At 37.9% G+C, this 24,424-nt stretch carries 24 protein-coding genes, 2 riboswitches and 1 other annotated feature (1 of these 27 cut by a window edge); of the genes, 11 read left to right on the forward strand and 13 right to left on the reverse strand.

The window, feature by feature from the left end; translation table 11 throughout:
- Positions 1-126: 126 nt before the first annotated feature.
- Entirely contained in the window at positions 127-456 is a 330-nt protein-coding gene (locus RZ78_RS05505) for a hypothetical protein (protein WP_054450426.1), read from the reverse strand.
- A 122-nt stretch (positions 457-578) separates the two neighbouring features.
- On the opposite strand from RZ78_RS05505, the gene RZ78_RS05510 reads away from it, so the two are divergent.
- Positions 579-2,435 carry an FAD/NAD(P)-binding protein gene (locus RZ78_RS05510; RefSeq protein ID WP_054608366.1) on the forward strand — a complete coding sequence of 619 codons (1,857 nt, stop codon included), beginning with the start codon at positions 579-581 and terminating at the stop codon, positions 2,433-2,435.
- A gap of 31 nt (positions 2,436-2,466) precedes the next feature.
- On the opposite strand, the gene RZ78_RS05515 is transcribed toward RZ78_RS05510, so the two are convergent.
- Positions 2,467-3,336 carry a LysR family transcriptional regulator gene (locus RZ78_RS05515; protein ID WP_054604950.1) on the reverse strand — a complete coding sequence of 290 codons (870 nt, stop codon included), beginning with the start codon at positions 3,334-3,336 and terminating at the stop codon, positions 2,467-2,469.
- Positions 3,337-3,443: 107 nt separating this feature from the next.
- Between RZ78_RS05515 and RZ78_RS05520 the strand changes: the two genes are divergently transcribed.
- Positions 3,444-4,844 carry an APC family permease gene (locus RZ78_RS05520; RefSeq protein WP_054608367.1) on the forward strand — a complete coding sequence of 467 codons (1,401 nt, stop codon included), beginning with the start codon at positions 3,444-3,446 and terminating at the stop codon, positions 4,842-4,844.
- A 34-nt stretch (positions 4,845-4,878) separates the two neighbouring features.
- Here the strand turns inward: RZ78_RS05520 and RZ78_RS05525 are convergent, their stop codons facing one another.
- Both RZ78_RS05525 and RZ78_RS05530 read right to left on the reverse strand, forming a co-directional pair.
- Positions 4,879-5,499 carry an LVIS_2131 family protein gene (locus RZ78_RS05525; protein ID WP_054608368.1) on the reverse strand — a complete coding sequence of 207 codons (621 nt, stop codon included), beginning with the start codon at positions 5,497-5,499 and terminating at the stop codon, positions 4,879-4,881.
- An 88-nt stretch (positions 5,500-5,587) separates the two neighbouring features.
- Positions 5,588-6,598, reverse strand: coding sequence for a D-alanyl-D-alanine carboxypeptidase family protein (locus RZ78_RS05530; RefSeq protein WP_054608369.1), 1,011 nt, complete (start codon positions 6,596-6,598; stop codon positions 5,588-5,590).
- Between the two features lie 149 nt (positions 6,599-6,747).
- Positions 6,748-6,842, forward strand: a riboswitch (TPP riboswitch).
- 78 nt (positions 6,843-6,920) lie between these two features.
- On the opposite strand from RZ78_RS05530, the gene RZ78_RS05535 reads away from it, so the two are divergent.
- From RZ78_RS05535 to RZ78_RS05550, 4 genes are all read left to right on the forward strand, one after another.
- The gene (locus RZ78_RS05535; protein ID WP_054608370.1) at positions 6,921-7,475 is read left to right on the forward strand and encodes an ECF transporter S component; all 555 of its coding nucleotides are present in this window, start codon (positions 6,921-6,923) and stop codon (positions 7,473-7,475) included.
- Between the two features lie 15 nt (positions 7,476-7,490).
- On the forward strand, positions 7,491-8,903 hold the full coding sequence (locus tag RZ78_RS05540) for an ATP-binding cassette domain-containing protein (protein ID WP_054608371.1): 1,413 nt from the start codon (positions 7,491-7,493) through the stop codon (positions 8,901-8,903).
- Complete coding sequence (locus tag RZ78_RS05545; RefSeq protein ID WP_054608372.1) at positions 8,903-9,538, forward strand: energy-coupling factor transporter transmembrane component T family protein; 636 nt, start codon at positions 8,903-8,905, stop codon at positions 9,536-9,538. Before RZ78_RS05540 ends, RZ78_RS05545 begins: the two co-directional genes overlap by 1 nt.
- Before the next feature lie 72 nt (positions 9,539-9,610).
- A complete protein-coding gene (locus RZ78_RS05550) occupies positions 9,611-9,793 on the forward strand; it encodes an LBP_cg2779 family protein (RefSeq protein ID WP_041153004.1) in 183 nt (60 codons plus the stop codon).
- A 33-nt stretch (positions 9,794-9,826) separates the two neighbouring features.
- Here the strand turns inward: RZ78_RS05550 and RZ78_RS05555 are convergent, their stop codons facing one another.
- The 5 genes from RZ78_RS05555 to RZ78_RS05575 all read right to left on the reverse strand — a co-directional run bounded on the left by RZ78_RS05555 (position 9,827) and on the right by RZ78_RS05575 (position 14,237).
- Positions 9,827-10,561, reverse strand: coding sequence for a hypothetical protein (locus RZ78_RS05555; RefSeq protein ID WP_054608373.1), 735 nt, complete (start codon positions 10,559-10,561; stop codon positions 9,827-9,829).
- The gene (locus RZ78_RS05560; protein WP_054608374.1) at positions 10,554-11,282 is read right to left on the reverse strand and encodes a hypothetical protein; all 729 of its coding nucleotides are present in this window, start codon (positions 11,280-11,282) and stop codon (positions 10,554-10,556) included. The genes RZ78_RS05555 and RZ78_RS05560 overlap by 8 nt, the downstream gene beginning before the upstream one ends.
- 2 nt (positions 11,283-11,284) lie before the next feature.
- A complete protein-coding gene (locus tag RZ78_RS05565; protein ID WP_054608375.1) occupies positions 11,285-11,971 on the reverse strand; it encodes a lantibiotic protection ABC transporter ATP-binding subunit in 687 nt (228 codons plus the stop codon).
- Positions 11,972-12,081: 110 nt separating this feature from the next.
- Positions 12,082-13,242, reverse strand: coding sequence for a hypothetical protein (locus RZ78_RS05570; protein WP_054608376.1), 1,161 nt, complete (start codon positions 13,240-13,242; stop codon positions 12,082-12,084).
- A 14-nt stretch (positions 13,243-13,256) separates the two neighbouring features.
- A complete protein-coding gene (locus tag RZ78_RS05575) occupies positions 13,257-14,237 on the reverse strand; it encodes an asparaginase (protein WP_272946488.1) in 981 nt (326 codons plus the stop codon).
- 119 nt (positions 14,238-14,356) lie between these two features.
- Positions 14,357-14,456, forward strand: a riboswitch (purine riboswitch).
- Positions 14,457-14,527: 71 nt separating this feature from the next.
- On the opposite strand from RZ78_RS05575, the gene RZ78_RS05580 reads away from it, so the two are divergent.
- Together RZ78_RS05580 and RZ78_RS05585 are read left to right on the forward strand one after the other, a co-directional pair.
- Positions 14,528-15,835 carry a nucleobase:cation symporter-2 family protein gene (locus tag RZ78_RS05580; protein ID WP_053791992.1) on the forward strand — a complete coding sequence of 436 codons (1,308 nt, stop codon included), beginning with the start codon at positions 14,528-14,530 and terminating at the stop codon, positions 15,833-15,835.
- Between the two features lie 62 nt (positions 15,836-15,897).
- Positions 15,898-16,269, forward strand: coding sequence for a hypothetical protein (locus RZ78_RS05585; protein WP_053791993.1), 372 nt, complete (start codon positions 15,898-15,900; stop codon positions 16,267-16,269).
- 27 nt (positions 16,270-16,296) lie between these two features.
- On the opposite strand, the gene RZ78_RS05590 is transcribed toward RZ78_RS05585, so the two are convergent.
- Positions 16,297-17,796: an MFS transporter gene (locus RZ78_RS05590; RefSeq protein WP_054608378.1), complete on the reverse strand. Its 1,500-nt coding sequence runs from the start codon at positions 17,794-17,796 to the stop codon at positions 16,297-16,299.
- A 219-nt stretch (positions 17,797-18,015) separates the two neighbouring features.
- On the opposite strand from RZ78_RS05590, the gene RZ78_RS05595 reads away from it, so the two are divergent.
- Together RZ78_RS05595 and RZ78_RS05600 are read left to right on the forward strand one after the other, a co-directional pair.
- Complete coding sequence (locus tag RZ78_RS05595) at positions 18,016-18,276, forward strand: hypothetical protein (RefSeq protein WP_054608379.1); 261 nt, start codon at positions 18,016-18,018, stop codon at positions 18,274-18,276.
- A 97-nt stretch (positions 18,277-18,373) separates the two neighbouring features.
- Entirely contained in the window at positions 18,374-19,084 is a 711-nt protein-coding gene (locus tag RZ78_RS05600; protein WP_054608380.1) for an MIP/aquaporin family protein, read from the forward strand.
- On the opposite strand, the gene RZ78_RS05605 is transcribed toward RZ78_RS05600, so the two are convergent.
- Together RZ78_RS05605 and RZ78_RS05610 are read right to left on the reverse strand one after the other, a co-directional pair.
- The gene (locus RZ78_RS05605) at positions 19,059-19,907 is read right to left on the reverse strand and encodes a DegV family protein (protein ID WP_054608381.1); all 849 of its coding nucleotides are present in this window, start codon (positions 19,905-19,907) and stop codon (positions 19,059-19,061) included. The two genes, RZ78_RS05600 and RZ78_RS05605, sit on opposite strands and share 26 nt — an antisense overlap.
- 134 nt (positions 19,908-20,041) lie before the next feature.
- Positions 20,042-20,515 (reverse strand): DUF2798 domain-containing protein, encoded by a 474-nt coding sequence (locus RZ78_RS05610; RefSeq protein ID WP_054608382.1) that lies wholly within the window; start codon positions 20,513-20,515, stop codon positions 20,042-20,044.
- Positions 20,516-20,627: 112 nt separating this feature from the next.
- On the opposite strand from RZ78_RS05610, the gene RZ78_RS05615 reads away from it, so the two are divergent.
- On the forward strand, positions 20,628-22,991 hold the full coding sequence (locus RZ78_RS05615) for an ATP-dependent DNA helicase (protein WP_054608383.1): 2,364 nt from the start codon (positions 20,628-20,630) through the stop codon (positions 22,989-22,991).
- Between the two features lie 41 nt (positions 22,992-23,032).
- Here RZ78_RS05615 and RZ78_RS05620 read toward each other — a convergent pair whose 3' ends face one another.
- Positions 23,033-24,067, reverse strand: coding sequence for a lactonase family protein (locus RZ78_RS05620; protein WP_054608384.1), 1,035 nt, complete (start codon positions 24,065-24,067; stop codon positions 23,033-23,035).
- Between the two features lie 141 nt (positions 24,068-24,208).
- Positions 24,209-24,424 (forward strand) — a binding site (T-box leader); it runs 31 nt beyond the window's last position.

The following is a 24,424-nucleotide window of genomic DNA, read 5'->3' on the forward strand; positions in this document are numbered from 1 at the left end:
AATAATCTTTAATGGCAGCTAATTTTAATTCTTTAGAAAACATAAAAGAACCCCTTAAGTTAGATTTCTCCAACTCAAGGGGTTCAGTTCACGTTGCCAAATTGGCAACGTCTTTTTATTTTTATATTATAGTCGAGCAATTCGTTGAGCTTCATCTTCTAGTCTAAAACACAAATCTAATGCGTCCTTTTTGAAGTCCTCAATAAAACTTTCTCCATTTGATTTAAATTCAGCAATTTGACGACCGCTAATACCGGTAACTGTAAATGTTACTCCATCATCAGCAAGCTTAGAAGTGTCGTAGTGACCTTCTTCAGCTTCTTCAAGATAATCTTGGAATAGATCAGCAACCGCTTGGAAGATTACTTCTTCTTCGGTTACCTTGTGTCCATCGATTAGCATACGAGCCATCTTTAATTTTACTTCGTCCATGTTTTCTGGAATTAATTCACTCATTATTAACACCATCCTTAACTGTTATTTTATCATAATCCATATTCATTTTTAGAAAATAATGCGTTAAAAATGAAATCACTTTTTCAATCATGTTATTATCTTATTATAAAGGAGTGTTCGAAATGAAAATCGGAATTATCGGTGCAGGCCCTCGTGGTCTGTTAATGCTTAACAATTTGATTCAGAACTTTGAATCATCTGATCATGACAACTTAACAATTCATCTTTTCGACCGTGCCGTTGCAGGTGGCCGTGTCTGGAAAGTCAAACAACCAATTAGTCTAATTATGAATACCCCTGCGAATGAACTTTCATTATTTGATGATGGACAAAAAAATGCACTAAGTATTGCGCAATGGTGCCAATCAGATATTTCAAAGAAGTTTATCAACAATCTAGATGTTGATAACAAAGACGAGTTACTAACAGCTGTTGATAAGATTAACGACAGAAGTTATGTCCCTCGTGCCATTTGCGGTGCTTACTGTCAATGGTTCTTCCAACAATTAGTTGAGCAAATTAAGGACAATGACAGCATCAACTTGGCTGTTCACTTCAACCAAAATGTGGACAACGTCGAAAAGGTCAAGGGTGATTCTTTCGTCGTATCTGTGGGTGATGTGGATTACCCTGTTGATAAGCTAGTATTCAGTCTAGGTCAACAAGAAAACAAGTTAACCAAAGACCAAGAATCACTTCAAAAATACGCTAAGGACTGTGGGCTAACCTACATTTTACCTGGTGAAGCTGATGAAGCAGACTTATCAACAATTACCAGTGATCAAAATGTGATTATCCGTGGAATGGGTCTTAGTTTTAATGACTTCGTATCCCGTCTAACCGAAGGCCGTGGTGGATACTTTACCGACAACGGTGACAACACTTTAACCTACCACGCATCAGGTGATGAACCTACTATCTACGCTGGTTCAAGACGTGGGGTGCCTTACTATCCTAAGGCAATTAGTCAAAAGGCATTCAACGAAAACTATCCAGCTGTCTTTTTAACCAACGAAAATGTGGATAAACATCTCAAAGATGGTCACATTTCCTTTGAAGTTTTCCACATGTTATTAAGATTGGACATCGAATATCGTTACTACAGCTTCTTATTCAGTCTAAAACATCCAGAAATCGATGTTGAAGACTTCCAAAAGAAGTTCAGAGAAACCGATAACCACAACGCTTTAATCGGTAGTTACCATCTACCAATCGAAGAAGTTTTTGATTGGGATAAGATTTTGAACCCGGTAGCCGGTGTAAAGATATCAACATTGGATAACTATCAAGAACACATCAAAACTTGGTTAAAAGAAATGATCGACGATGCACTTCTAGGCTCTAAGACCGGTCCTGTCATCGGTTCACTAGAAATGCTACGTGATCTTCGTGACAACATTCGTTACGTGTTATCCAATCACTTATTCACAAACGACGATTTGGTGCATAAGTACCTAGGTCGTTTCTCTTCTGACATGAAATTCCTATCCCAAGGTGCTCCAGCGGTTCGAAGCCAAGAAATCTTAGCATTGATGGATGCAGGTATCGTTAAGATTATCGGCCCTCAAATGCAAGTAATCGGTGCCAACCACAAGTTTATTACTCGTTCAGCATTCTACGGTGAAGAAATCATTCATGGTGATGCTTTGATTGAAGCACGTACCAATGCTCCTGTTACCAAGGTTTCTGCAAACCCGGTTATCACCAGCATGATGGATAAAGGGTTAATCAAGCCGCTCCCAATCACTTTATCTGATGGTGAAGTTGTGGAGAACTCATCTGTGGATATCGATATTAAGACTGATCAAGTGGTCGGCCAACCAAACTTATACACATGGGGATTAAATACCGAAGGTTTATACTTCGTTACCTCAGCCATTCCTCGTCCAGGTGTAAATGATTCAATCTTACGTGCCGGGGACGATATCGCAAAAGGGTTATTAGACATCCCTGTTGAAAACCCAACTATTTACATGTAACTAAAAAGCCATTCTTTTCGAATGGCTTTTTTTATTTGAGTTCTTCTTTTCTATCGATAATAAACTTTGCAAAATGCTGACTGGCTATTGGTAGTTCGTCCTTACTCTTATACACAATTGCGACCGGTCTCGTTACGTTTGGTTCTACCGGCTTACTTACGATATTGAAATCAGTGCGACGGTAAACAAGTTCGGATAGGATACTTACCCCTAGTCCTGCTTCGACCATTGCCATGATCGTGTAGTCATCTTGAATCTTGTAGCGAACGTTTGGTGTCACACCTGAACGTTTAAATGCTTCAAGTGGTTCACTGTATCCACCACCCTCAACTAGGATGAATGGGTCATCGGCAAGTGCTTCAATTGGCACAGCATCGGCGTTGGCGTATGGATGGTCAACGGGAATGAATGCATTCATGTTGGTGTTGTGGACAATCGTCTTATTAAAACCTTCTCCGTATTCAGCAGTCATGATGGCAAAATCAATTTGGTCGGTTTTCAACCAATCGATGATGGTTCCATAGTCACCCTGATTTAAAACGAAATTAATCTGTGGATAAAGCGCCTTAAACTCTTTGAAGAGGTCTGGCAACCAGTAACAACTAACACTGGTAATTGCCCCAATTCTGACCGTTCCTGATTGAAGACCATTAATAGCGTTAGCGGTGTCGATTAATCCACGATATTGACGAAGTGCTTGTCTGATGTGTGGATAAAGTTTTTCACCATCAGGTGTCAATTCGACTCCTGATCTGGAACGCTTTAGGATGTGCATATTGAATTCTTTTTCCAGATTGGACATCATTTGACTCACGGAAGATTGGGTATACCCCAGTTGTTCAGCAGCTTTGGTGAAACTCTTATTCCTTAATACTGCTTCTAGTACAATAAATCGATTCATCTTATATCATCTTTTCTTATGTAAATATTGAATTTATTAATTTTACTTATGTTGGTACTCATTATATAGTTAATAGTACAAATAAACAAGAAAAGGTGTTGATATCTATGCAAATATTTAAAAAAGAATCGGTTAGCAATTATTTAGAGGCCGATTCACGATTATCCAAGTCCTTAACCACCAAGGACTTAATCGGTCTGGGTATCGGTGCCGTTATTGGTACCGGGATTTTTATCCTTCCCGGTCATGAAGCAGCTAGTCATGCTGGACCAGCCGTCGCAATTGCTTTTTTAATGGCAGCTATCGTTTCCGGATTAGTTGGTATGGCTTATGCTGAATTCTCGTCTGCGATGCCAATTGCTGGATCAGCTTATTCATTTGGTTCCGTTGTCTATGGTGAGATTGTTGGTTGGATTTTAGGATGGGCCTTAATCCTTGAATACTTCCTAGCAGTATCTGCAGAAGCAACAGGTTTTGCGGCTTACTTCAATAACAATATTTTAGATGCTATCGGAATTCATTTACCTACAGCATTGCAAGCTAGTCCCATGGAAGGTGGAGTAATTAATATTTCAGCTGTATTGATTGTTGTAATCATTGCAGGTATTCTTCTAATGGGTTCTGAAATGTCTAAACGAGTTGAAAACTTTGCTGTGATTGTGAAAGTCGCAATCATCATTATCTTCATTATTATAGGTGCTTTCTACATTAAGACAAGTAACTATGTTCCTTTCTACCCTGCACAATTCCACTCAACTCCATTTGGTATGGGTGGTATCTTCACAGCTGCTGCAACTGTATTCTTTGCCTTTATTGGATTTGACGCACTAGCATCAAACTCTGCTGAAACAATTGATCCTGGTAAAAACGTTATTAAAGGAATCATTGGAACAGTTGTATTTGCGGTAGTTTTATATGTTGCCTTTTCAATGGTTCTTACTGGAATTGTTAATTACAAAGAACTAAACGTGGATGATCCAGCAGCTTATGCACTTCAAATCATTCATCTATCAGCATTCAATAAATTAATTACTATCGGTGCTTTGTTCGGAATATTTACCGCTATGGTAACCATGTTTATCGGTGGTTCACGTCTTGTATACGCACTTGGTCGAGACGGTCTACTACCAAAATTCATCGGTCGAGTTCATTCCAAGCATTCTGTACCCAAAAATGCAATTATCATTGCAACAATTGTTCAAGCTATCTTTGCTGGTTTGGTTCCATTGACTCAACTTGCATCACTAATTAATGCTGGAACATTGATTGCATTTGCATTTATTTCATTTGGTATAATCAAACTTCGTCGTAGAAAAGATATTAAAAACACAGGATTTAAGATGCCATGGTATCCATTCCTACCAATCGCAGCTGGTGTATTCAGCATCTTCTTCATCATCATGCTTCCAGACGTTACCAAGATCTCAGTTGGTATCTGGATTGTGATTGGATTTATCTTCTACTTTGTGTACGGAGTTCACCACTCGAAACTACAAAAACAAGACTAAACGAAAAAAGCCCTGGATTAAATCCAGCGGCTTTTTATTTTTCGTTATAAATAAATGAATTATCCGGAATACGGATTAGAGTATAACTCTTGAACTGACGTCTTGCATGTAATCCGATTCCATTCCAAAAACTGTCTTTATACGTAACGGTTACGTCGGCAACCCACGCTCTTTGGTATTTCTTGTCTAGCATCTTAGCTTCATTATCATTCCATCTAACCGCTGACTTTTGAACATTAATTTCGCTATTAGTACCAACTAGCACACTTGATGCTGAGCTTGATACTGATAAACGCTGTCCATTAACCAAATATGAGTAAGACTGATTCAAAGATGAATTATTCCCACTTTTGACCTTCACATAGTAAGAGCTGTTCCCATTGGTATCCAAAATTAATGGTTTGAAGTCACGAGAAGTGACAACATTTGATCCATTAATGTTTGGATAGAATGTCTCAAAAGACATAAATCCAATCCCAGCAAATAACACGACGATTTGTGCAATCGTCTTTAAATGGTGAGTTAATGAAAAGTCGTAGTGCCCATTTATGATTAGCCTACTTCTTCTTACCCCGATGTTATGAATAATAAAAATTGCATAAATAAACAAAATTATCCAAAGAAGTAGGCCAACTATATTCCAGGCCGATTCCATAAATCTTCTCCTTTATACTAGTAATCAAAGATACTTTACCATTTTACACTATTTTAATAAAAATACAAAATTCTTATGCTAACTATTATTATTTCAATGATGAATCGTGATTATTCACTAGTTTTATTAACTTCGCAGTGTCAGAAAATTCAGCATAATCATTAACAACAACTGTAATCACTCGATCTTTTCCTGGTTGTTGAGCTGTCGCAACTAGACATAATCCAGCGGCAACAGTATATCCCGTTTTTAATCCATCAACATGCAAACTTTCATCGTAGAATGGTCTACCAGGTAGTAAACTATTTTCATTAAATAATGTTTGACCATCAACTTTTTCATATACTTGTTTGGCATCATCAATTGCCTTTGGATAAATTGATAGGACGTGATCGGCAATGATTGCGATACTCTTGGCTGAGATCATGTTGGCATCGTCTTTGCCACCGACTTGAGCGTAACCAAACTTAGCTAAGTCACTATTTTCTAGTCCTGATGATGACACAAAGGTAGCGTCTAAATGCCATGCCTTGGCTTGTTCGTTCATCATCTTGACGAACTTAACATTAGAACCTGCTACCCATTGACCCAACGCGATTGCCGCATTGTTGGATGATTGGACTAAAGCGGCCTTAAATAAATCACTAACGGTGTACTTGTGGCCATCCTTGAACTTAAAGCCACCTAGTTCAACGTCGTCACCTAGTTTCTTTAGTCCCTTGTTACTGGTGTCGACTACTTGATTCCAGCCGTTGGTCTTTTCGGCCTTTTGAATCGCTAGATATAAGGTCATTAGTTTAGCTAATGATGCGACCTTAATCTTCTTGTCTCCGTTTTGTGAATAAATTACCTTATTCTTGGTAGAGTCTAGTGCCACAGCAGCACTCGCGTTCTTTACTTTGTCCTGTGACACCTTAATTAAGTCGGTCTTATAGGTTTGTGAATCTTGTTGGTAGTCAGGTTGATAACCTTGTTTTGAGTTTGTTATTTTGGTGTATTCTTGGCGAATAAATGAGAATGGATTATTAAATTGTTCGTATGCCCCTAATCCAATCGCCGCGACGAATATTATTGTTAGTCTTTTCACTGATTTCTTCATTCATTTTTACTTCCATTTATCATAATTTCACTATCTAAAGTTACCACGAAATCGCTGTTACGACAAGGTATCTAGCGCTTTAAAATTATTAATAAAAATATAAGTATTGCATTTAATTTTAATAAATAGTATAGTTGATTTAAATTGATAATTAATGTTTGGGGTGCCGGCATTCGGCTGAGATTCATACCCATAGTACCTGATTCAGGATAATCCCTGCGAAGGAAAACAACCCTTTTATTTTTAATGCTTTACTAATTTATAAAAATAAATTGGACTCCGAACACATATTGTTTGGGGTCCTTTTTTTCTGGAGGAAACTATGAAAAACACATGGTCACTTAGAAACATCATTTTACTTACATTAATCTCAATTATCTGTGGAATTATCTTTTTTGCCACAGGATTCTTATACAACGCAGTAAGTCTTGCACTTACTCCTTATGGTCTAGCACCTCTTGCTAACGATCTACTACTTGGACTTTGGATAATGGCAGCCCCACTTGCTGGTTTTATTTTCAAACGTCCTGGTGCTCCATTCTTAGCTGAAGTGATTGGTGCCATCGTTGAAATGTTCTTAGGTGGACAATGGGGAGTTGAAACAGTTGTCACTGGTATCGAACAAGGTATTGCAACTGAATTAGGTTTCGTTGCCACTAAATACAAACACTTTGATTGGTTAGGTGTAATTGCAACTACAATCTCAACTACTGTTATTACATTTATCTATGACTGGTTCAAGAATGGTTACAATGCTTATGCTATTCACCTACTTATCATTATGTTTATTGTCAGATTCATTTCTATTTTCATCTTTGGTGGTGTGTTATCCAAACTTATCGCCAACATGTTGGAAAAGAGTCACGTTATCAAATAATAGGAGTGTCATTTTTTGAATAACTTATCGATTAACAATTTGACATACCAATACACTGGTACTTCGAAGCCGACTTTTAAAAGGGTTAGCCTGGACTTCGAATCTAATCAAATGTCGTTGATATACAGTCCTTCTGGATCTGGTAAATCAACGCTTTTGAAGACAATCGCAGGATTTTATCCACAATACAACGACGGTACAATCAACGGCGTTATCAATTTTAATAATCAAAACATCTCAGAATTTTCAGAATGGCAATTACGTCAGACTATTTCCATGATGTTTCAAGATCCAATGCAACAATTCTGTATGACTACCGTGGAAGACGAATTCATCTTCACACTTGAAAATCTTCAGATTCAACCTGATAAAATGAATCAAATTATTGAAGATGCTCTTTCTTTTACTCATACTAATGATTTAAGAAAACGTGATTTCAAGACTCTTTCCGGTGGAGAAAAGCAAAAAGTTGCGCTAAGTATTATCGTAGCAATTAACGCTCCTGTGATTCTATTGGACGAACCATTCGCTAATGTCGATATCAAATCTCGTCTGGAACTCATTAGTCTATTGAGCCAGCTAAAAGAATCAGGCAAGATTGTCATCGGTATCGATCACGATCTTATGGGATACGAAAATCAAATCGATCAGTTAATTGGTTTTGATGAAGACGACACAACGTTTAAACCATTAGATGATGCGGCAGTTTTTAAATTATTCAATCAATTTAACGACTCCACAAATCGTCCACTAACAAGCGAAGTTGTTGGAGAAACCATAATTAACTGTTCAGATTTATCAATTGCCAACTATGACATGAATTTAATAAATCATTTAGATTTAGACTTAATTAGAGCAAAGACAACCTTAATTACCGGTCCAAACGGATGTGGTAAATCAAGTTTGTTCAAAACATTTATCAAACAGCACGATTTTGATGGTGAAATTAATTTTAACCACAAATCAATTCGCAAAATCCGTTTAAATAAATACTTACAAAACGTTGGGATGATTTTCCAAGAATCAACCAAGCAATTCATTAAAATCACTGTTGAAGACGAATTAGAACTATCCAAGAAGAATGCATTCAACAACTGGTTTAACGACAAACAAATCGCAGAATTCACTCACCGTCTTGGCCTAGACGAGTTGTCCGATCGTGTCATTTACTCTTTAAGTGATGGCCAAAAAAAGCGACTACAAATCCTAAGCATGGTTATGATGGGACACTCACTTCTTCTTTTAGACGAACCTTTTAATGGTATCAACATTGAATATATTGCCGTGGTTGTTGATTTATTGAATCAAGCAAAGCAAAATGGTCAAACTCAATTACTTATATCTCACCAAACACATGGTCTAGAAAACTTAATTGATTACCATTTAGCCTTTGATAATCACAAACTATCTTATCAGGAGGCCTTTTAATGAATCCCGTATTAAAACTACTGATGATGTTAGTGATTGCACTGGAAATCTCATTTACAACATCAGTTAGACTAAATCTAGTTATTTTTATCGTTAGTCTAATTTATCTAATCTTTTTCGCTTCTTTCAAGCGAATTATATACTTATTATTTGTTACATTAATTCCTGCGATTGGAATTTATTTCGCTCAAAAGATTAATGGTAATTATCAATATGGTATCTTATTGGTGACACGTCTATATGCGTTTGTCACCCTTGGTGGCACGTACACTTGTAAAACATCCATGGAGGATTTGGCTGGAAGTCTAGAACAAAACTTTCGCGTACCCAGCAAGTTTGCCTACGGAGTCATGGGAGCCTTTAACTTGATTGAAACTATCAAACAAGAAATTATTGATATCAAGTTAGCTGCTAAAATGAGAAACGTACACTTATCGTATGTTTCACCTACCCTTTACTTCAAGTCAATCCTGGCTGCGATGAACTGGTCCACCCTACTAGCCCAAGGAATGAATTCACATTTATTTGTTGAAGGAAGTAGCAGAACCCATTTTAAAAAAATTACAATTAAAACCACTGACTACCTAATTTTTATAGTCGTACTTATTGCTATCCAAATTATCCTGATTTTTTAGATTTTATTTTTCTGCTTATACTAAAATAAGTTATAATGTAATTGTCGGATGGATTTTGTTAGGAGGGTTCTTATGAATCGTAAATTGAATAAGATTGCTGAAGAAATTGTTACTTATCAGAAAAATAATGATATCCCAGATACATTATTGGCTTATAACCTACATTTTAGTGTAGAAGAGTTGCATGATATTAAAAGCATGCGTAGATCTCCAAATCAGGATGAAGTAAATATAATCAAACAAAAATTAGGCTAAGCAAAAAGGAACCCGAAAAATCGGGTTCCTTTTTTATTTAAAGCTCATTTTAAAAAGTTTTCTAACAATCACAAAAACAACAATTGTGATTATAACTGCCGATATATACAAGCTAATATATTCTACAAACTGATTTTTGTTACTTACAATGTTAACTTTAAACAAACCAATAGTTCTAATTTGCCATGCCCATGGTAAAATTATCCAACTTTTATCAAAAATAACTGTCTCAGACAGAGCAGATAATATAAATCCCATAAATCCAAAAATTAGAACCCCTGTCGTATTAAACATTTTAGCAATAATAAATGACATGAAATATTGTATGATTGATAAACTAGAAAAAAATATACAAAAAAGAATACAATAGTAAAAGGGTAAAAACATGACATTAAAAAACAACCGTAAAATTATCCAGTAAATAACAAAAGATAATGTTATTTCACAAAAATACAATATTATATAAAACAAAATTTGAATCTGAATGACATTTACAGGATGATATGGAGTACTTAATTCATTTTTATATTCTCCTGCCTTTACCTCTCTATCATTAAACATTGCGGCTAAAATAGAAATCATAACGGGACTGGCAATTGATATAATAATAAAAAAATCTACCATGATAGTTTGTTGTGTTTTCATATATCTATTAAGGCCTAATAAAACAGATAATAAGACTGGATAAATTATCATAGTCGCTATGTGAATATATCCAATATAGCTCCTCTTTAATTTAATAATTTCCGACATGAATATATTAAACATTGCTTACCTCCTGTTTGGTAAACAGGTAACTTTCAATAATAATCATTAATATGAAAAACAATAATGAAAACAAAATGCTTTCGATTGGAAATGATGTGATTTTATTGGTATCCATGGGAACACCGTTTACATTCATTTTTGTAATAGAAGAAACTGTTATAGAAGACCAGCTAAAAGGTATAAAACCGGCATAACTACTACCCGCACAAATGACTCCTACAATCATTCCAAAAAAAGCGATCAATATGCTAAAGAACATATTCAGTAATCTACTAATCATTAAGAAGAATGGTATCATCCACATACTGCTTATATACATAACAATAATAGCGAGAACTAAATGAGACAAGCTAACAGTACTTTGTAAAAAAGTTGATGTTAAAAAAACTAAAATTAATAATATTAAATTACCAATTAGAAACATGATATCAAGTGATATTATTCTACAAAATTCGTACTTAAATAAGTTATTGGATGAGCTTAATATCATTTTATATTGAGTAGATACATTTTCCCTATGATGTGAAAGTCCCGATATTAATGAAGATAACAAAATAATCCATAAGATACTCCATTGATTTAACAAACTTTGCAAGGCAAATGTATTATTACTGAATAAAAATGATACTAAAATGACTGACAAAACAGGTACAAATATTAATGTCCAAATAATTGAAGAACGCTTGATTTTTAAAATTTCCATATCAATTAGTCTTATCATTTTTACACCTCGCTAATCGTTTTTAGAAATAAATCTTCCAAATCTTCATCGCTATCATATTTTTTCTCAAGTCTAAGTTTTCCCTTAACAATGATTCCAATTTCATCAGCCAAATGACTCATTTCTGAGAGAGCATGACTAGAAATTAAGACAGTAATATCCTGCTGAGTGAGTTTCTTTATTAATTCTCTTAATTCTTGAATTCCAACAGGATCCAACCCGTTAGTTGGTTCATCCAAAATTAATAACTTAGGATTAGATATAAGAGCTAATCCGATTCCTAGTCTTTGTTTCATTCCTAAAGAAAAATCTCTGGATTTCTTTTTATTATTGTCTAATCCTACTTGTTTTAATACCTTATCAATTCTACTTTTAGGGACATCTCTAAGTTTGGCTACTACTTCCAAATTTTCGTATGAAGTCAAATTTCCGTAAATAGGTGCATTTTCAATTAATGATCCTATATCATTTAGAACCTCTCTATTCCAATCTTTTCCATTAAAGTAAACTTTTCCCGATGACGACTGCATCATTCCGGTTATTATTTTCATTAATGTCGTTTTTCCTGCTCCATTTGGTCCTAGCAAGCAATAAACTTTTCCCTCAGGAATATGTATAGATACATTATCTAGAGCAATTTGATTATGAAATTTTTTGGTTAAACCATTTGTTTCCAATATATTTGACATAATAATATCCCCCTTTTCTGGGTCATTATAGCATCACTTTTTCATATATTTTTATAAATTTTCCTTAATAATATAAAAAAGGAACCCGAAATATCGGGTTCCTTTTTTTATTACATATCGCCTTTTCTTCTTAGACGTTGTTCGTCTAGATAAGCATAGATGTATTCAAAACCAACTTCAACGATGTCATTTAACGGAATCTTTTGTCCGTAAATGAAGAAGTTAACTGTTTCATCCAATAGACTGAACTTCATTGATTCAGGGCCAATCTTTTCCGGGTAACCCAAGAAGTTACTGCCGGACTTTAATTGCAAGCGAATCAATTGATGCTTGTTCATGGATTGCGTCAAGATGGCGTTTAAATTATCTTCGGTACTGTCGAATTCACGAGAATCGTTTAATACCGGTTGTGATGCATTATGATCTGCGATGTTTTGATCCTTCATTAGTTGAACCAATTCAAGATAATCGTTGCCAACGGTGACTCTTTGAATGCCATTCATTCGAATGAAGACATATCCACCGAATTGTCCTGACATGTCGACCACCTTCAGGATGGCACCACTGTCGTTTAACATGATGACCTCACCGACATAGAAGAAGTGGTCATTGTATCGACAACGAACTTCGACTAGGTTGTGATGATGGAATGAATCGTTCAATAAATCGATGATGTTGTTGATTGATTCGGCGGTCTTGGCAATGTTTTGTTCCTTAACCTTTCCCATTACCTTACTCATGACACTTAGTTCACGACCTTGGAATTCAATGATCATGCTTTGGTTAAAGCCCATGGTGACCAACTCGTTTTGCATGAAGTCAAACTTGTTAATGCGTAAGAACTTAAAGGAATCATTGCTGATTTTCTTAACCATCCCTGTGTAGAAACGTTCCGCTTCATTGTCGTGAATTAGGATAACCTCTTGGTTTAAGTATGCTTGAATTAGAATTTGTGGGAACAAGTTGTTGTTGGAATCAAAGTGTAATTCGCTGGGTTTGGATTCCATTAATCCCTCGTCCTTTGCGATTAACATCTTTTCTTTGATGCTGTCTAGGTCTTCACTTTGGCGTTCCACACTCTCGATGATGGAAGTCTTCATTGCGACGTATCCATCGGCCAGACCACTGGATTCGTATGTGGCAATGATGACCTCGTCATCGTTATAAGTTTCAATATAGCCGGTGTAAAAAATATCACCAGTGTTTAAGTAGATATTCACCAGTTGTTTCTTGCTCATTGCTGCATTTAAATCTGCAATGATAGAGTTCATAAACATCCCTCACTCTATGATATTGCGTTACTCATAAATCTAGCTAACTCTTCACCAGACTTGTGCGCACTTAACGCAATGATTAATTTAATACGTGCTTTTTGTCCGTTTAGACCGTGACAGAATTCTAAGCCCATTTCTTCCAGTTGAATTCCTCCACCTTCGTAGGCGTAGATGTCTTGGGCAACCCCACTTAGACATCTGGAAACCAAAATGACTGGGATGTTTCTGTCGACTAAACGTTTTACTGAATCTAATGTTTCAGGAGGTAGGTTACCAGCACCTAGTCCTTCGATTACTAGACCGTTGGTTTGATCATTATCTAAAGCGTCAAACAAGGTGCCGTCCATGCCGGCAAAAGCCTTGATTAGATAAACGTGGTCCACTAGTGAATTAACGTTGACGACTTCACTTTGGATTAGTTCTTGGTAAAATGTTGGTTCATGTTTGGAAATAATTCCGATTGGACCAAATGTTGGTGTTCTAAAAGTCGCCACGTTGGTAGTGTGGGTCTTAGTAACGTATCTGGCGGTGTGAATTTCATCGTTCATCGCCACCAAGACACCCTTGTTCTTAGCTTGTGGGCTAGCAGCAGTTGCTGCAGCATTCAATAAGTTGTATAGACCATCTGAACCAATTTCGTTTGATGAACGCATGGCACCAGTTACGACAACTGGAAAATCATTGGCCAAAGTTAAGTCCAAGAAGTAGGCAGTTTCTTCTAGGGTATCGGTACCGTGGGTAACTACGACACCGTCGTATCCTTGCTTTCTTGCTTCCTTAATTCGATTAGCGATTTCAAGCATTCTATCAGGGGTCATATGTGGAGATGGTAAGTTAAAAATCTCCTCATTAGTAATATCGATTCCTTGATCTAATAAATTATCTTGTTGATTGGCGATTGGATTTTGTTCGTTTTGAACAACTTCCCCGCTTTCGTCTTGAGACATTGAAATAGTTCCACCGGTGTGAATTGCTAAAATATGCTTCAAGATTATCCCCCCTCGTTTGTATCAAATAGTACTTTCCATTGTACATTATATTTGTGAAAGTGAACAATTATATTCATTATAAGGATTGCTTTTTTTTAGAAATTCGTCTAATATTGAATTACAAAATTAAATCAGTTATTGCCTATATATTTACCATAATAAGGTTGGTAAGTTTCTACCCGGAACCGTAAAGTTCGGACTATAAGCAAAAAGATGAAGGTCTCTTTGCTTTTTCTAGCATTGAGGCTTTTTTATTTTTCAGGGTAATAATTAAATATTAGGAGGAATTTTGTTTGGATAATCATGAAAGCAATTTGCAACAGGTATCCCAATTTAAGGCTGCCATTTTAGGTTTCCAACACTTGTTAGCAATGTATTCAGGTGACGTTATCGTCCCATTGCTAATTGGTGCTTTCTTACACTTCAATGCAGCTCAAATGACTTACCTGGTTTCTGCAGATATTTTTATGTGTGGGATTGCCACACTATTACAACTTAAGAAGACCCCACTTACGGGGATTGGTCTTCCTGTTGTATTGGGATGTGCGGTACAAGTTATCACACCACTTGAAACTATTGGTGGTACTTTAGGTGTCGCATATATTTATGGAGCTATTATTTGTTCAGGTTTATTCGTATTTTTAATCTCAGGACTTTTCGCGAAACTACGTAAGTTCTTCCCACCAGTAGTTACTGGTTCACTAATTACCATCATTGGTTTCTCATTAGTACCAGTTGCCGTTCAAAACTTGGGTGGTGGAAACGCTTCAGCTAAGAACTTCGCCGACCCTCACGATTTAATCGTCGGTCTAATTACTATGGCCGTTATTATCTTGATTAACATCTTTGGAAAAGGTTTCTTCAGATCAATCTCTGTATTGGTTGGGATGGTAGTCGGAACTGTGATTGCTTATGCACTTGGCATGATTTCATTTGCTTCAGTCGCTCAAGCTAGCTGGTTCCACTTCCCACAACCTTTCTACTTTGGTACACCACACTTCAGTTGGTCAGCTATTCTAACCATGATTTTAGTATCACTAACTACCATGGTGGAATCAACCGGTGTCTTCTTGGCACTTGCTGATTTAACTGGTCGTAAGCTAAGTGAAAAGGACCTAGCTAACGGTTACCGTGCTGAAGGTATCGCCGCTATGCTTGGTGGTGTCTTCAACACCTTCCCATACTCAACTTTCTCAGAAAACGTTGGTGTGGTTCAACTATCAGGTATTAAGACTAAACGCCCAATCTACTACGCCGGATTATTCCTATTAATCTTAGGTCTACTTCCTAAGGCTGGTGCTGTGGCAACTGTCATTCCAAGTTCAGTACTTGGTGGTGCCATGGTTGTAATGTTTGGTATGGTTGGGGTTCAAGGTATCCGTATTTTACAAAACGTTGACTTCAACAAGAATGCGAACCTATTAATCGTTGCCCTATCAGTTGGTACTGGTATTGGTGTAACAGTTTACCCACAAATCTTCAGATCACTTCCACAAGCTGCTCAAATCATCCTAGACAATGGTATCGTTGTTGGTGGTTTCCTAGCTGTCCTATTAAGTTTCTTATTCAGCTTAACTGGTCAAATTGAATTGGAAGACTAATCAATGTAAAATGATAACCATCATGTATAATATGCATGATGGTTATTTTTTTGGAGGCAATTATGGATAATAACGAAAGATTTTACGAACCCAAAAACTCAAAAGACGCAATGCGTTTTATCGAACGCCTATTCAACTCATACAAGGACTCTCCTTTGACCCAATCACTATTGGTCTACCACCAAAAGTTGATCAATCAATTGAGAGATAATATCGAACCAGCTGCTAAGACCGAAGGCATTGAAAGCCGCGTGAAAGCAGCGCAAAACATGCAACGCATCATGGCTGACTGGGTACAAATAAAGATGGCTGGCAAACCTTACAACGGTCGTATGCATCACTTTGATTTCCAACCAGATTCAGCTCAACAAAAGTTCAAACGAAACAACATTAAACTTTCAAATAACGGTGGTCACCAATCCAGTCGCCACTAAAAAAAGCCGCTTTTAAAAGCGACTTTTTTATTTACTCTTTTTGTTTCTTACACATAACAAGATGTAGCAAAGAATTCCGGCAACGATAAAGATGAAACCATCTGTAACCGCCACGCTATCAATTCCTCGATAAAAGGCATTGTGGACAATCGATAACAATGATGAGTTATGCATCTTTTCAGCGATTTCACTTCCAGCAAATGGTCCAGCGTTTTGGAACACGTGCATCAATGAATCACCCATCTTAGATGTAACTAAGTGATCGTTATAAGTGTCGGTTAAGGCTAATCCTAATACGACTAGTCCTAGACTGGTTCCGAATTGCTTCCCAACGTTTAGTAATCCAGATGTCATCCCAATTTCCTTTGGTTCAACGGAACTAACGGCAATGTTAGATGATAGCGGATTAACGAACGCATTGGCCAAACCTAGTGTTACGAATGTAGGAATCAAACCGTACCAATGGTTTTGGTTACCCAAGAAGATTGGTAGGACAAACATCCCGACACCGGCTAAAATTAATACAAAACTGATGATTAGTCCCGGATTAATCTTAGTGGAAATCTTGCCTGAAATGGGGCCAATCACAAGTGAAAACGCACTAATCAACATTAGTTGCGCCCCACTTTGTAGTGCGGAATAGCCCATGTAGTTTTGTGATAGCACGATGATGTAGCTAAATGCTGCATAGATGGCAATTCCCAATGTTAAATTGGAAATGGCACTTCCAACTACCTGTCTGTTTTTTAGCAAACTTAGATCTAGCATTGGACTGGAAAAGTGCTTTTCCCAAACGGCAAAAATGGCGATTAGAATAACCCCAGCTGCCAACAAGGCAAATACGTGCATATCGAACCAAGAGTATCCATAGTGGGTTTCTTTTTGAATTAAGCCTAAAATAATGCAGAACATAAAGGCAAATGATAATAGCATTCCAATAAAATCGATTTTGCCACTATTGAATGTCTTGGAGGTTGGAATGTATCTGGCACTCATAAATAGTGCAATCACTCCGATTGGGATATTCATCCAAAAGATGGATTCCCAACTAAAAAAGCTAAGTAGAATTCCCCCGAACAATGGGCCAAGTGCGGTGGATAGCCCAGCGACACTTCCCCAGATTCCAAGAGCTAGTCCTCTTGATGGGCCTTCAAAGATGTCGGCAATGATACTCATGGAAAGGCTAAGCATTCCGGCACCACCGATTCCTTGAATACCACGGAAGATGATTAACCAAGTAATACTTGGTGCGACACTACATGCTAGTGAGAAAGCAGAGAACAATACCAAACTAATGATAAAAATGCGTTTTCTCCCTATTAAGTCCCCTAACTTAGAAATTAGGAACAACACGGCCGCAAACATTAATGTGTAAGCATTAATGACCCATTGCAATTGACTAAAACTACTGTTAAAGCTAGTTTGAATGGTTGGTAGAGCAACGTTTACAACGGTCACGTCCAAAAGACCCATGAAGAATCCTAGACAGACTGCGACCAATGCAAACCATTTATTTCGACTTTGCATAACAAGTCTCCTTCGTATAGTATTTCCTTCGCGCCTATCTAACGCGAGCCCACCTGTCGATATGCCTATCGATTGTTCCCGCCGAGGAATACCATACTAATTTAACTAATATAATATATTACCGTATTATTATATTTTCGACTAGTAAAAGCTATTTGCTAGCAAGTTTTCCCACCTATTTGTATAATAATCTTCTATTAAAGATTAGGTGGTGGATTGATGAATTACGACAAATACTTGGATGATTTAAATTACGAGGACGCCGATACTGTCTTGGGCAGTGTCATGAGTGCGGCTGGTTTTCCAGCAATTGAAAACATCGAGGATGCCTGTGACGTCGCCTATCTATCGGGAAACGTTTCCGATCGTAAAATCATCGAACAACATCAACCCATGTTTTATAACACCTTAGAACACCGTCTCGTGAACAAACAAGACGTTATCAACATCATTAACCAACTAAACGCAAACAAAAAGTGAAACCAAGAAATGATTTCACTTTTTATCTGATATGGTTTTAATTTTATTAAGATTAGTGATAATGTATCAGTTGTAGACAGCTAAAGGAGGGATGGAAATGAAACTATTATTAGGCGAATTTATCGGAACCTACATAATGTTATCCTTGGGATTAGTAACCAGTGTTATCATTAACTACTTCTTATTCCCCAAAGGACAAAACCGTTTTATTACCGGATTTTACTGGGGTATTAGTATCCTGCTTCCATCCCTTATAACGACTTTCTTCTTTGGGACCGCCGAATACAATCCGGTTGTATCTCTCACCCTAGCCGTTAACCACCAAATTCACTGGTGGCTAATGATCGGTGAAGTGCTTACCCAAATCCTCGGTGCCTGGCTAGCATCACTAACCGTTAAGGCCGTTTGGTCAAAATGGTTGGCTAGTCTTCCCTTGAACTTGAACTTCTATGCGACCGTCCCTCGCGACGTCAACAATTGGAAGCGTAACTTCAAGTGGGAAATCATCGGGACCTTCTTGATTATCGTTAATACAGAAATGCAAAATGACATCAATGCTCAATGGTGGATCAAGACCTTATTCTCATCATTACTAATGATGATTATCATAAGTATCGTTGCTCCAATCACTGGGGCCGCATTTAATCCAACTCGTGATTTAGTTCCTCGTTTCTTCTTTTCCAGAACTTACGATAAACGCCTATCACAATGGAGATATGCAGTGGTCCCTTTCTTAGGACCTATCATTGGTGCCATTTTAGGAATTATCTTTTCAGTTATCTTTAGTCATCTTGTTTACAAGTCATGATGGCAAATGCATTTTCACCGGTATGAACTGAAACAATTGATGAAGTATATTGAACTAATACGTTGACGTTTGGGAATTGTTCTTCCAGACGTTTTTTTAATGCCATCGCAAATTCGTCACTACCAGTGTAGCTGATACCAATGAACTTGTAGTTGGTGTTAGCGTTAGTTTCAAAGAATTGGTCTAACCACTTGGTGATGGTCTTCTTACCGCGACCCTTTAGTTGTAGCTTTAGGTCATCTGGTAGTAGTTTGAAGACAACGTGTAGGTTCATCATCTTTGAAATGATACCAGTTGCCTTACTGATACGACCACCCTTTACTAGATTTTCCAATGTACTTACACCGATGTATAGTTCGGAGTTTTCAATGTCGTGGTTCACGTGGTCGATGATTTGATCACGGGTGTAATCACCTGATTGAGCCATCTTAGCTGCTTGAACCACTAGAAAACCTAGACTTTGGTCGATGTAGTGAGTGTTAACCACTTTAACGTCGCCATCAGCAATTTCACTAGCTTGGCTGGCGGCGTGAACAGTTCCACTTAATAAATCGGTCATGTGTAGTGATAAGACAGTGTCGCCATCCTTGGTTAGTTCGTTGTATACTTCAACGAATTGACCGATTGAAGGTTGACTGGTAGTTGGAAAGTCACCCTTGGGATTGTCTTTGATGTGTTGAATTAGTTTTTGACCATCCATATCAATGCCATCTTGGTAAGCTTGAGTACCAATGTTGACGTTCAATGGGATTACTTTAATGTCGTACTTATTAACAGTTTCTTCTGGAATTAGAGCTGTTGAATCCGTCACAATTTTAATCATGTTATATCTCCTCGAATTCTTATTCTACCTATATAATAACGGTATTTTGAATATTTTTCAGTAATTATTTATCTAAATTTAGATTTAATCAAGGAAATAAAAAAAGCCACCGTATATCCGGTAGCTTTTCATGATTATTTTTCATCAATTGCGGCTTGAATCTTACCTAATAGTAAGCGACAGATTGGTCCAACAATCACTAATTGTAGTGGTAATGCTAGGCATAGGTTTAAGATCCATGCACGACCATACATTGCCCATGTGATGTTTTCAAAACCAAAGGTAACGATGATACCAAATAGTGACATTAAGGTCACCATGCCAAGTACCATCATGGTTGAAATGCATAGCGCAATCTTAATTGGTGTTTGTTCCCATTCTGGTTTGAATATATAATTGAAAAAGATAGCTTTAACGACTGGGCCAACTAACACTAAATCTAAGATGGCGGCAACTACTAATGCAAGTGGGTAGCCCACTAGTACTTCGACGATAAAACCGGTGTGAATTCCGCTGGCCATCGCGATGTTATATGCTTCCATAACGATAACCATAAGTCCGGCCATCATCCCTGTAAACATTAATTCTTCTTTAAATCCTCTAGGCATAAATATACCCCTTTCTTTTATCTCTATAATTTAGCCTAGCACATCAAAAATTTTTTCATAAGTTACAATTCTGTTACAAATTACATATCAATGCTAAACGAAAGGAGGAACCATCTTGAATCGAATCGGAATCAGAGACTTAGTCGAATTCACACTACGTAGTGGTGACCTAAACGCTCGTTTGAATAGCTCCAATACTGCGCGAAAAGGCGCCCAAATTCACCGCAAACTCCAAAAGAGCAAGTACATGCACTTTGAGAGTGAATACTATTTGGATACCAAACTCAAAATTAACGACATCGACTTTCACATCGAAGGCCGTGCCGACGGTGTCTTAATCGACGGTAAGGATGCCGAAATCGTAGAGATTAAAACGTCCGACGTTGAATTTAAGGACTTACCGGAAAGCATCATGACGCTCTACTGGGGGCAAGTGAAGGTCTATGCTTATTTCTTGATGCAAAAATTCGACGAACTAGATGCGGTCAAGCTAACCCTTACCTACGTTCAAACGCCAGATGAAATCATCACTGATAACGAAATCACCATCAGTCGAGATGAGGCCCAAAAGTTCTTCGACAACCTTATCAGCGAATACGAAGAATGGTTGAAGTTAAGAACCGATATCATCAAGGAGAGAAACAAGACCGCCAATCAAATGGCCTTTCCGTTTAAAGAATTCAGATACGGCCAACGCAACTTTTCCGCAGTCGTCTACAAAACAATCGCCAATCACAAGCACTTGTTTGCCCAAGCCCCTACTGGAACCGGGAAGACGATTTCGACACTCTTTCCCGCCGTTAAGTCAATGGGCCAAGAACTAGCCAACCGCATTTTTTACCTGACCGCTAAACAAAGCACCCGTATCGTCGCCAAGGAAGCGATGGACTTAATGATGGATAAAGGGCTAAAAGCCAAGACCATCACACTAACCGCCAAAGAAAAGATTACCTTTGAGGCCGAAAAGGATTTGAAACCAGAGGATAATCCCTACATGATTGGTTACTACGACCGTTTGAAACCGGCCATCAAGGATGTCTTGGAACACGTTGATCAAATCGACTTTGACGTCATTCAACAATACGCCGAACAGTACAAGATTGACCCGTTCGAATTCTCCCTCGACCTCAGTCAATTCTGTGACGTCATCATTTGTGACTACAACTACCTATTTGATCCACAAGTGCACCTCCAACGTTTCTTCACGGTCGAAGACCCCAGCAACATCTTCTTAATCGATGAAGCCCATAACCTGGTCAATCGTTCCCGCGACATGTACTCAGCGGCAATCTCCAACAAGGTGTTGCCCGACTTAATCAAGGCCACCAAGGACCGAGAGGACAACGAAAGACTGCATAAGGCATTGAAATCATTCCGCCGTTCATACACATTAAACGTCAAGCCGCTAACCGAAAGTGACGAAGAATACGTCCACTTGGATAATCCACCCAGTGCGTTTGTCAAACAGCTCAATAAGCTTTGTGATGTCATCTCAGATTGGCTGGGTAAGGACGAAAAAGATGAAGAATTAAACGACGCGATTGTCGATTACTACTTCACCTTGCTTAGTTTTCAACGAATCGCAGAACTATACGACGATACGTTTAAGACCAGAATGTTTTACGACCGTGACCAAAACGTTATCATCAAACTATTCTGCATGGATCCCAGCCCATTTATCGGTGAGTCACTCAAACTCGGTGGTAGTGCCGTCTTGTTCTCAGCCACCCTTTCACCAATGGACTACTATCAACGTGTCTTGGGGGATGAAGAGGACAGCCTCGTCTATGAAATCGATTCGCCGTTTAATCCAAACAACCAACAGGTGATTATTACCAACTACATTCAAACCACCTACGCCAAGCGAAAGAGCAGTATTCAACCAATTGTTGATACTATCAACGCCATGATTAGCAGTAAGAGTGGTCACTACCTCATCTTCTTGCCATCTGGTAAGTATCTAAACGATGTCGTCGAAGCGTTTGAAAAACAGAATCCAACCGTCGACGTTTTAGTTCAGGAAAGTGAAATGAGTCAAGAAGAGCGCCAATCATTCATCGATACATTTAAACGTGATGACAATGACACTTTGGTCGGCTTTGCCCTACTGGGTGGTATTTTCTGTGAAGGAATCGACCTTAAGGGTAGCCACCTCATTGGGGTCGGGATTGTCTCAGTTGGATTACCTGGATTAAATCCAGAAAACGACCTCATCAAGTACTTCTTCGATGCCGAAAACGGTCATGGCTTTGACTTTGCATACCAACTACCGGGATTAAACAACGTTTTTCAGGCGGCCGGTCGATTGATTCGAACCAACCAGGATGTCGGAAACGTCATTTTAATGGATCAACGATTCAAACAAAATCGTTACCAAAAGTTATTCCCAAGAAATTGGCACCAGGGTCAACTATCGACTGCATTTAACATCAATCAAACCAAACAAAAATTGAATCACTTTTGGCAACAACACTAAAAAAGACTTACGGAAAATCCGTAAGTCTTTTTATTAATTCATTATTTTTCGCGTGCGACACAGACACCTTCTGGAACATGAACGTCTTTTTGCACAACAGTTAACTTACCGCTGTTAGCATCACGTTCGTATAAGGTAGCGTCGTTAGTGTTTTGGTTAACAACAACCATGAACTTTTCATCGCTACTGAAGTTAAAGTCACGTGGAAAGTCACCTTCAGTGCTTGCTAGTTGAATTAGTTCAACCTTGCCATCGTCTTTAACTTCAAAGACCGCAATACTGTTGTTACCACGGTTTGAAACGTAGACAAACTTACCATCACTTGATAGACGAATGGCAGCGGCACCGTTGTGTTCTGTCCAGTCATCAGGGATAGTTGCGACGATGTGGTCTAAGTGGAAGCTACCGTCATTTTGATCGTAGTTCACAACGGCTAGCTTACTGCTTAATTCACCAACGATGAATGCAACATGTTTTTGTTCATCGAAGACAACGTGACGAGGACCAAAACCAGCTTCCATCTTCAATGTAGAAACTTCAGTTAATGCACCATCGTCTGCGATGTCGTATACGTAAACCATGTCTTGACCTAAGTCGACAACCACTAGACGGCCATCTGGAGTTAGGTCAGCATAGTGGGGATGAGCACCACTTTGTTGTTCTGGACGTGGACCCACGTTTCCTTCATGAACAACCTTGTTTAAGTAAGTTAGTGATCCGTCTTCTTCAATCTTGTATACCATTACTTCACCGGTGTGGTAGTTGGCGGTGTAGACAAATTGACGACCTTCATCAACAGTGATGTATGCTGGGTTGGTATCTTCGTTTAAACAAACGTTGATTTCCTTAGCAGGACGAGTTGAGTTATCTAGTGCTAATGCACCACCCTTACCGTTTTCGCCCTTATCGATGGCGTATAAACGGTTGGCCTTTGAAACAGCTACATAGGTTGGGTTACCGGCTTTGGCAACCAATTGTAGGTTTTGTAATTGCTTTTTGTTTTCATCTAATTCGATTTCATAGATTCCTTCACTTGTATCTCTAGTGTAAGTACCAATTAAGAATTTTTCAGTCATAATTAAATCTCACTTTCGCTTAAAATTTAATATCTCCCCTCTATTATTGCATATTTTGCCAATAATGCTAAACAGTTATTTCAAAAAATTTACCCTTGAAAAATTTTATAATGTATCTATAATTAAAAATACATAATAATATATTAGGTTTTGATGAGAAAAGTACATAACGGATGATTGCCAAGAGAGTTCATGGTTGGTGGAAATGAACGTTTCAAAGTTATCGAAAATGGTCTCTGAACCTTCGGGGGTGAATTGTTTAGCTCTCGACATTTGTGTATGTTACAACACGAAGGAATCAACAGGTTCTAGATAAGATAGTTAATGATATTAATGTATCATTTTAGCTATAAAACT

The sequence above is a fragment of the Apilactobacillus kunkeei genome (assembly GCF_001308195.1).
GTDB lineage: Bacteria > Bacillota > Bacilli > Lactobacillales > Lactobacillaceae > Apilactobacillus > Apilactobacillus kunkeei_C.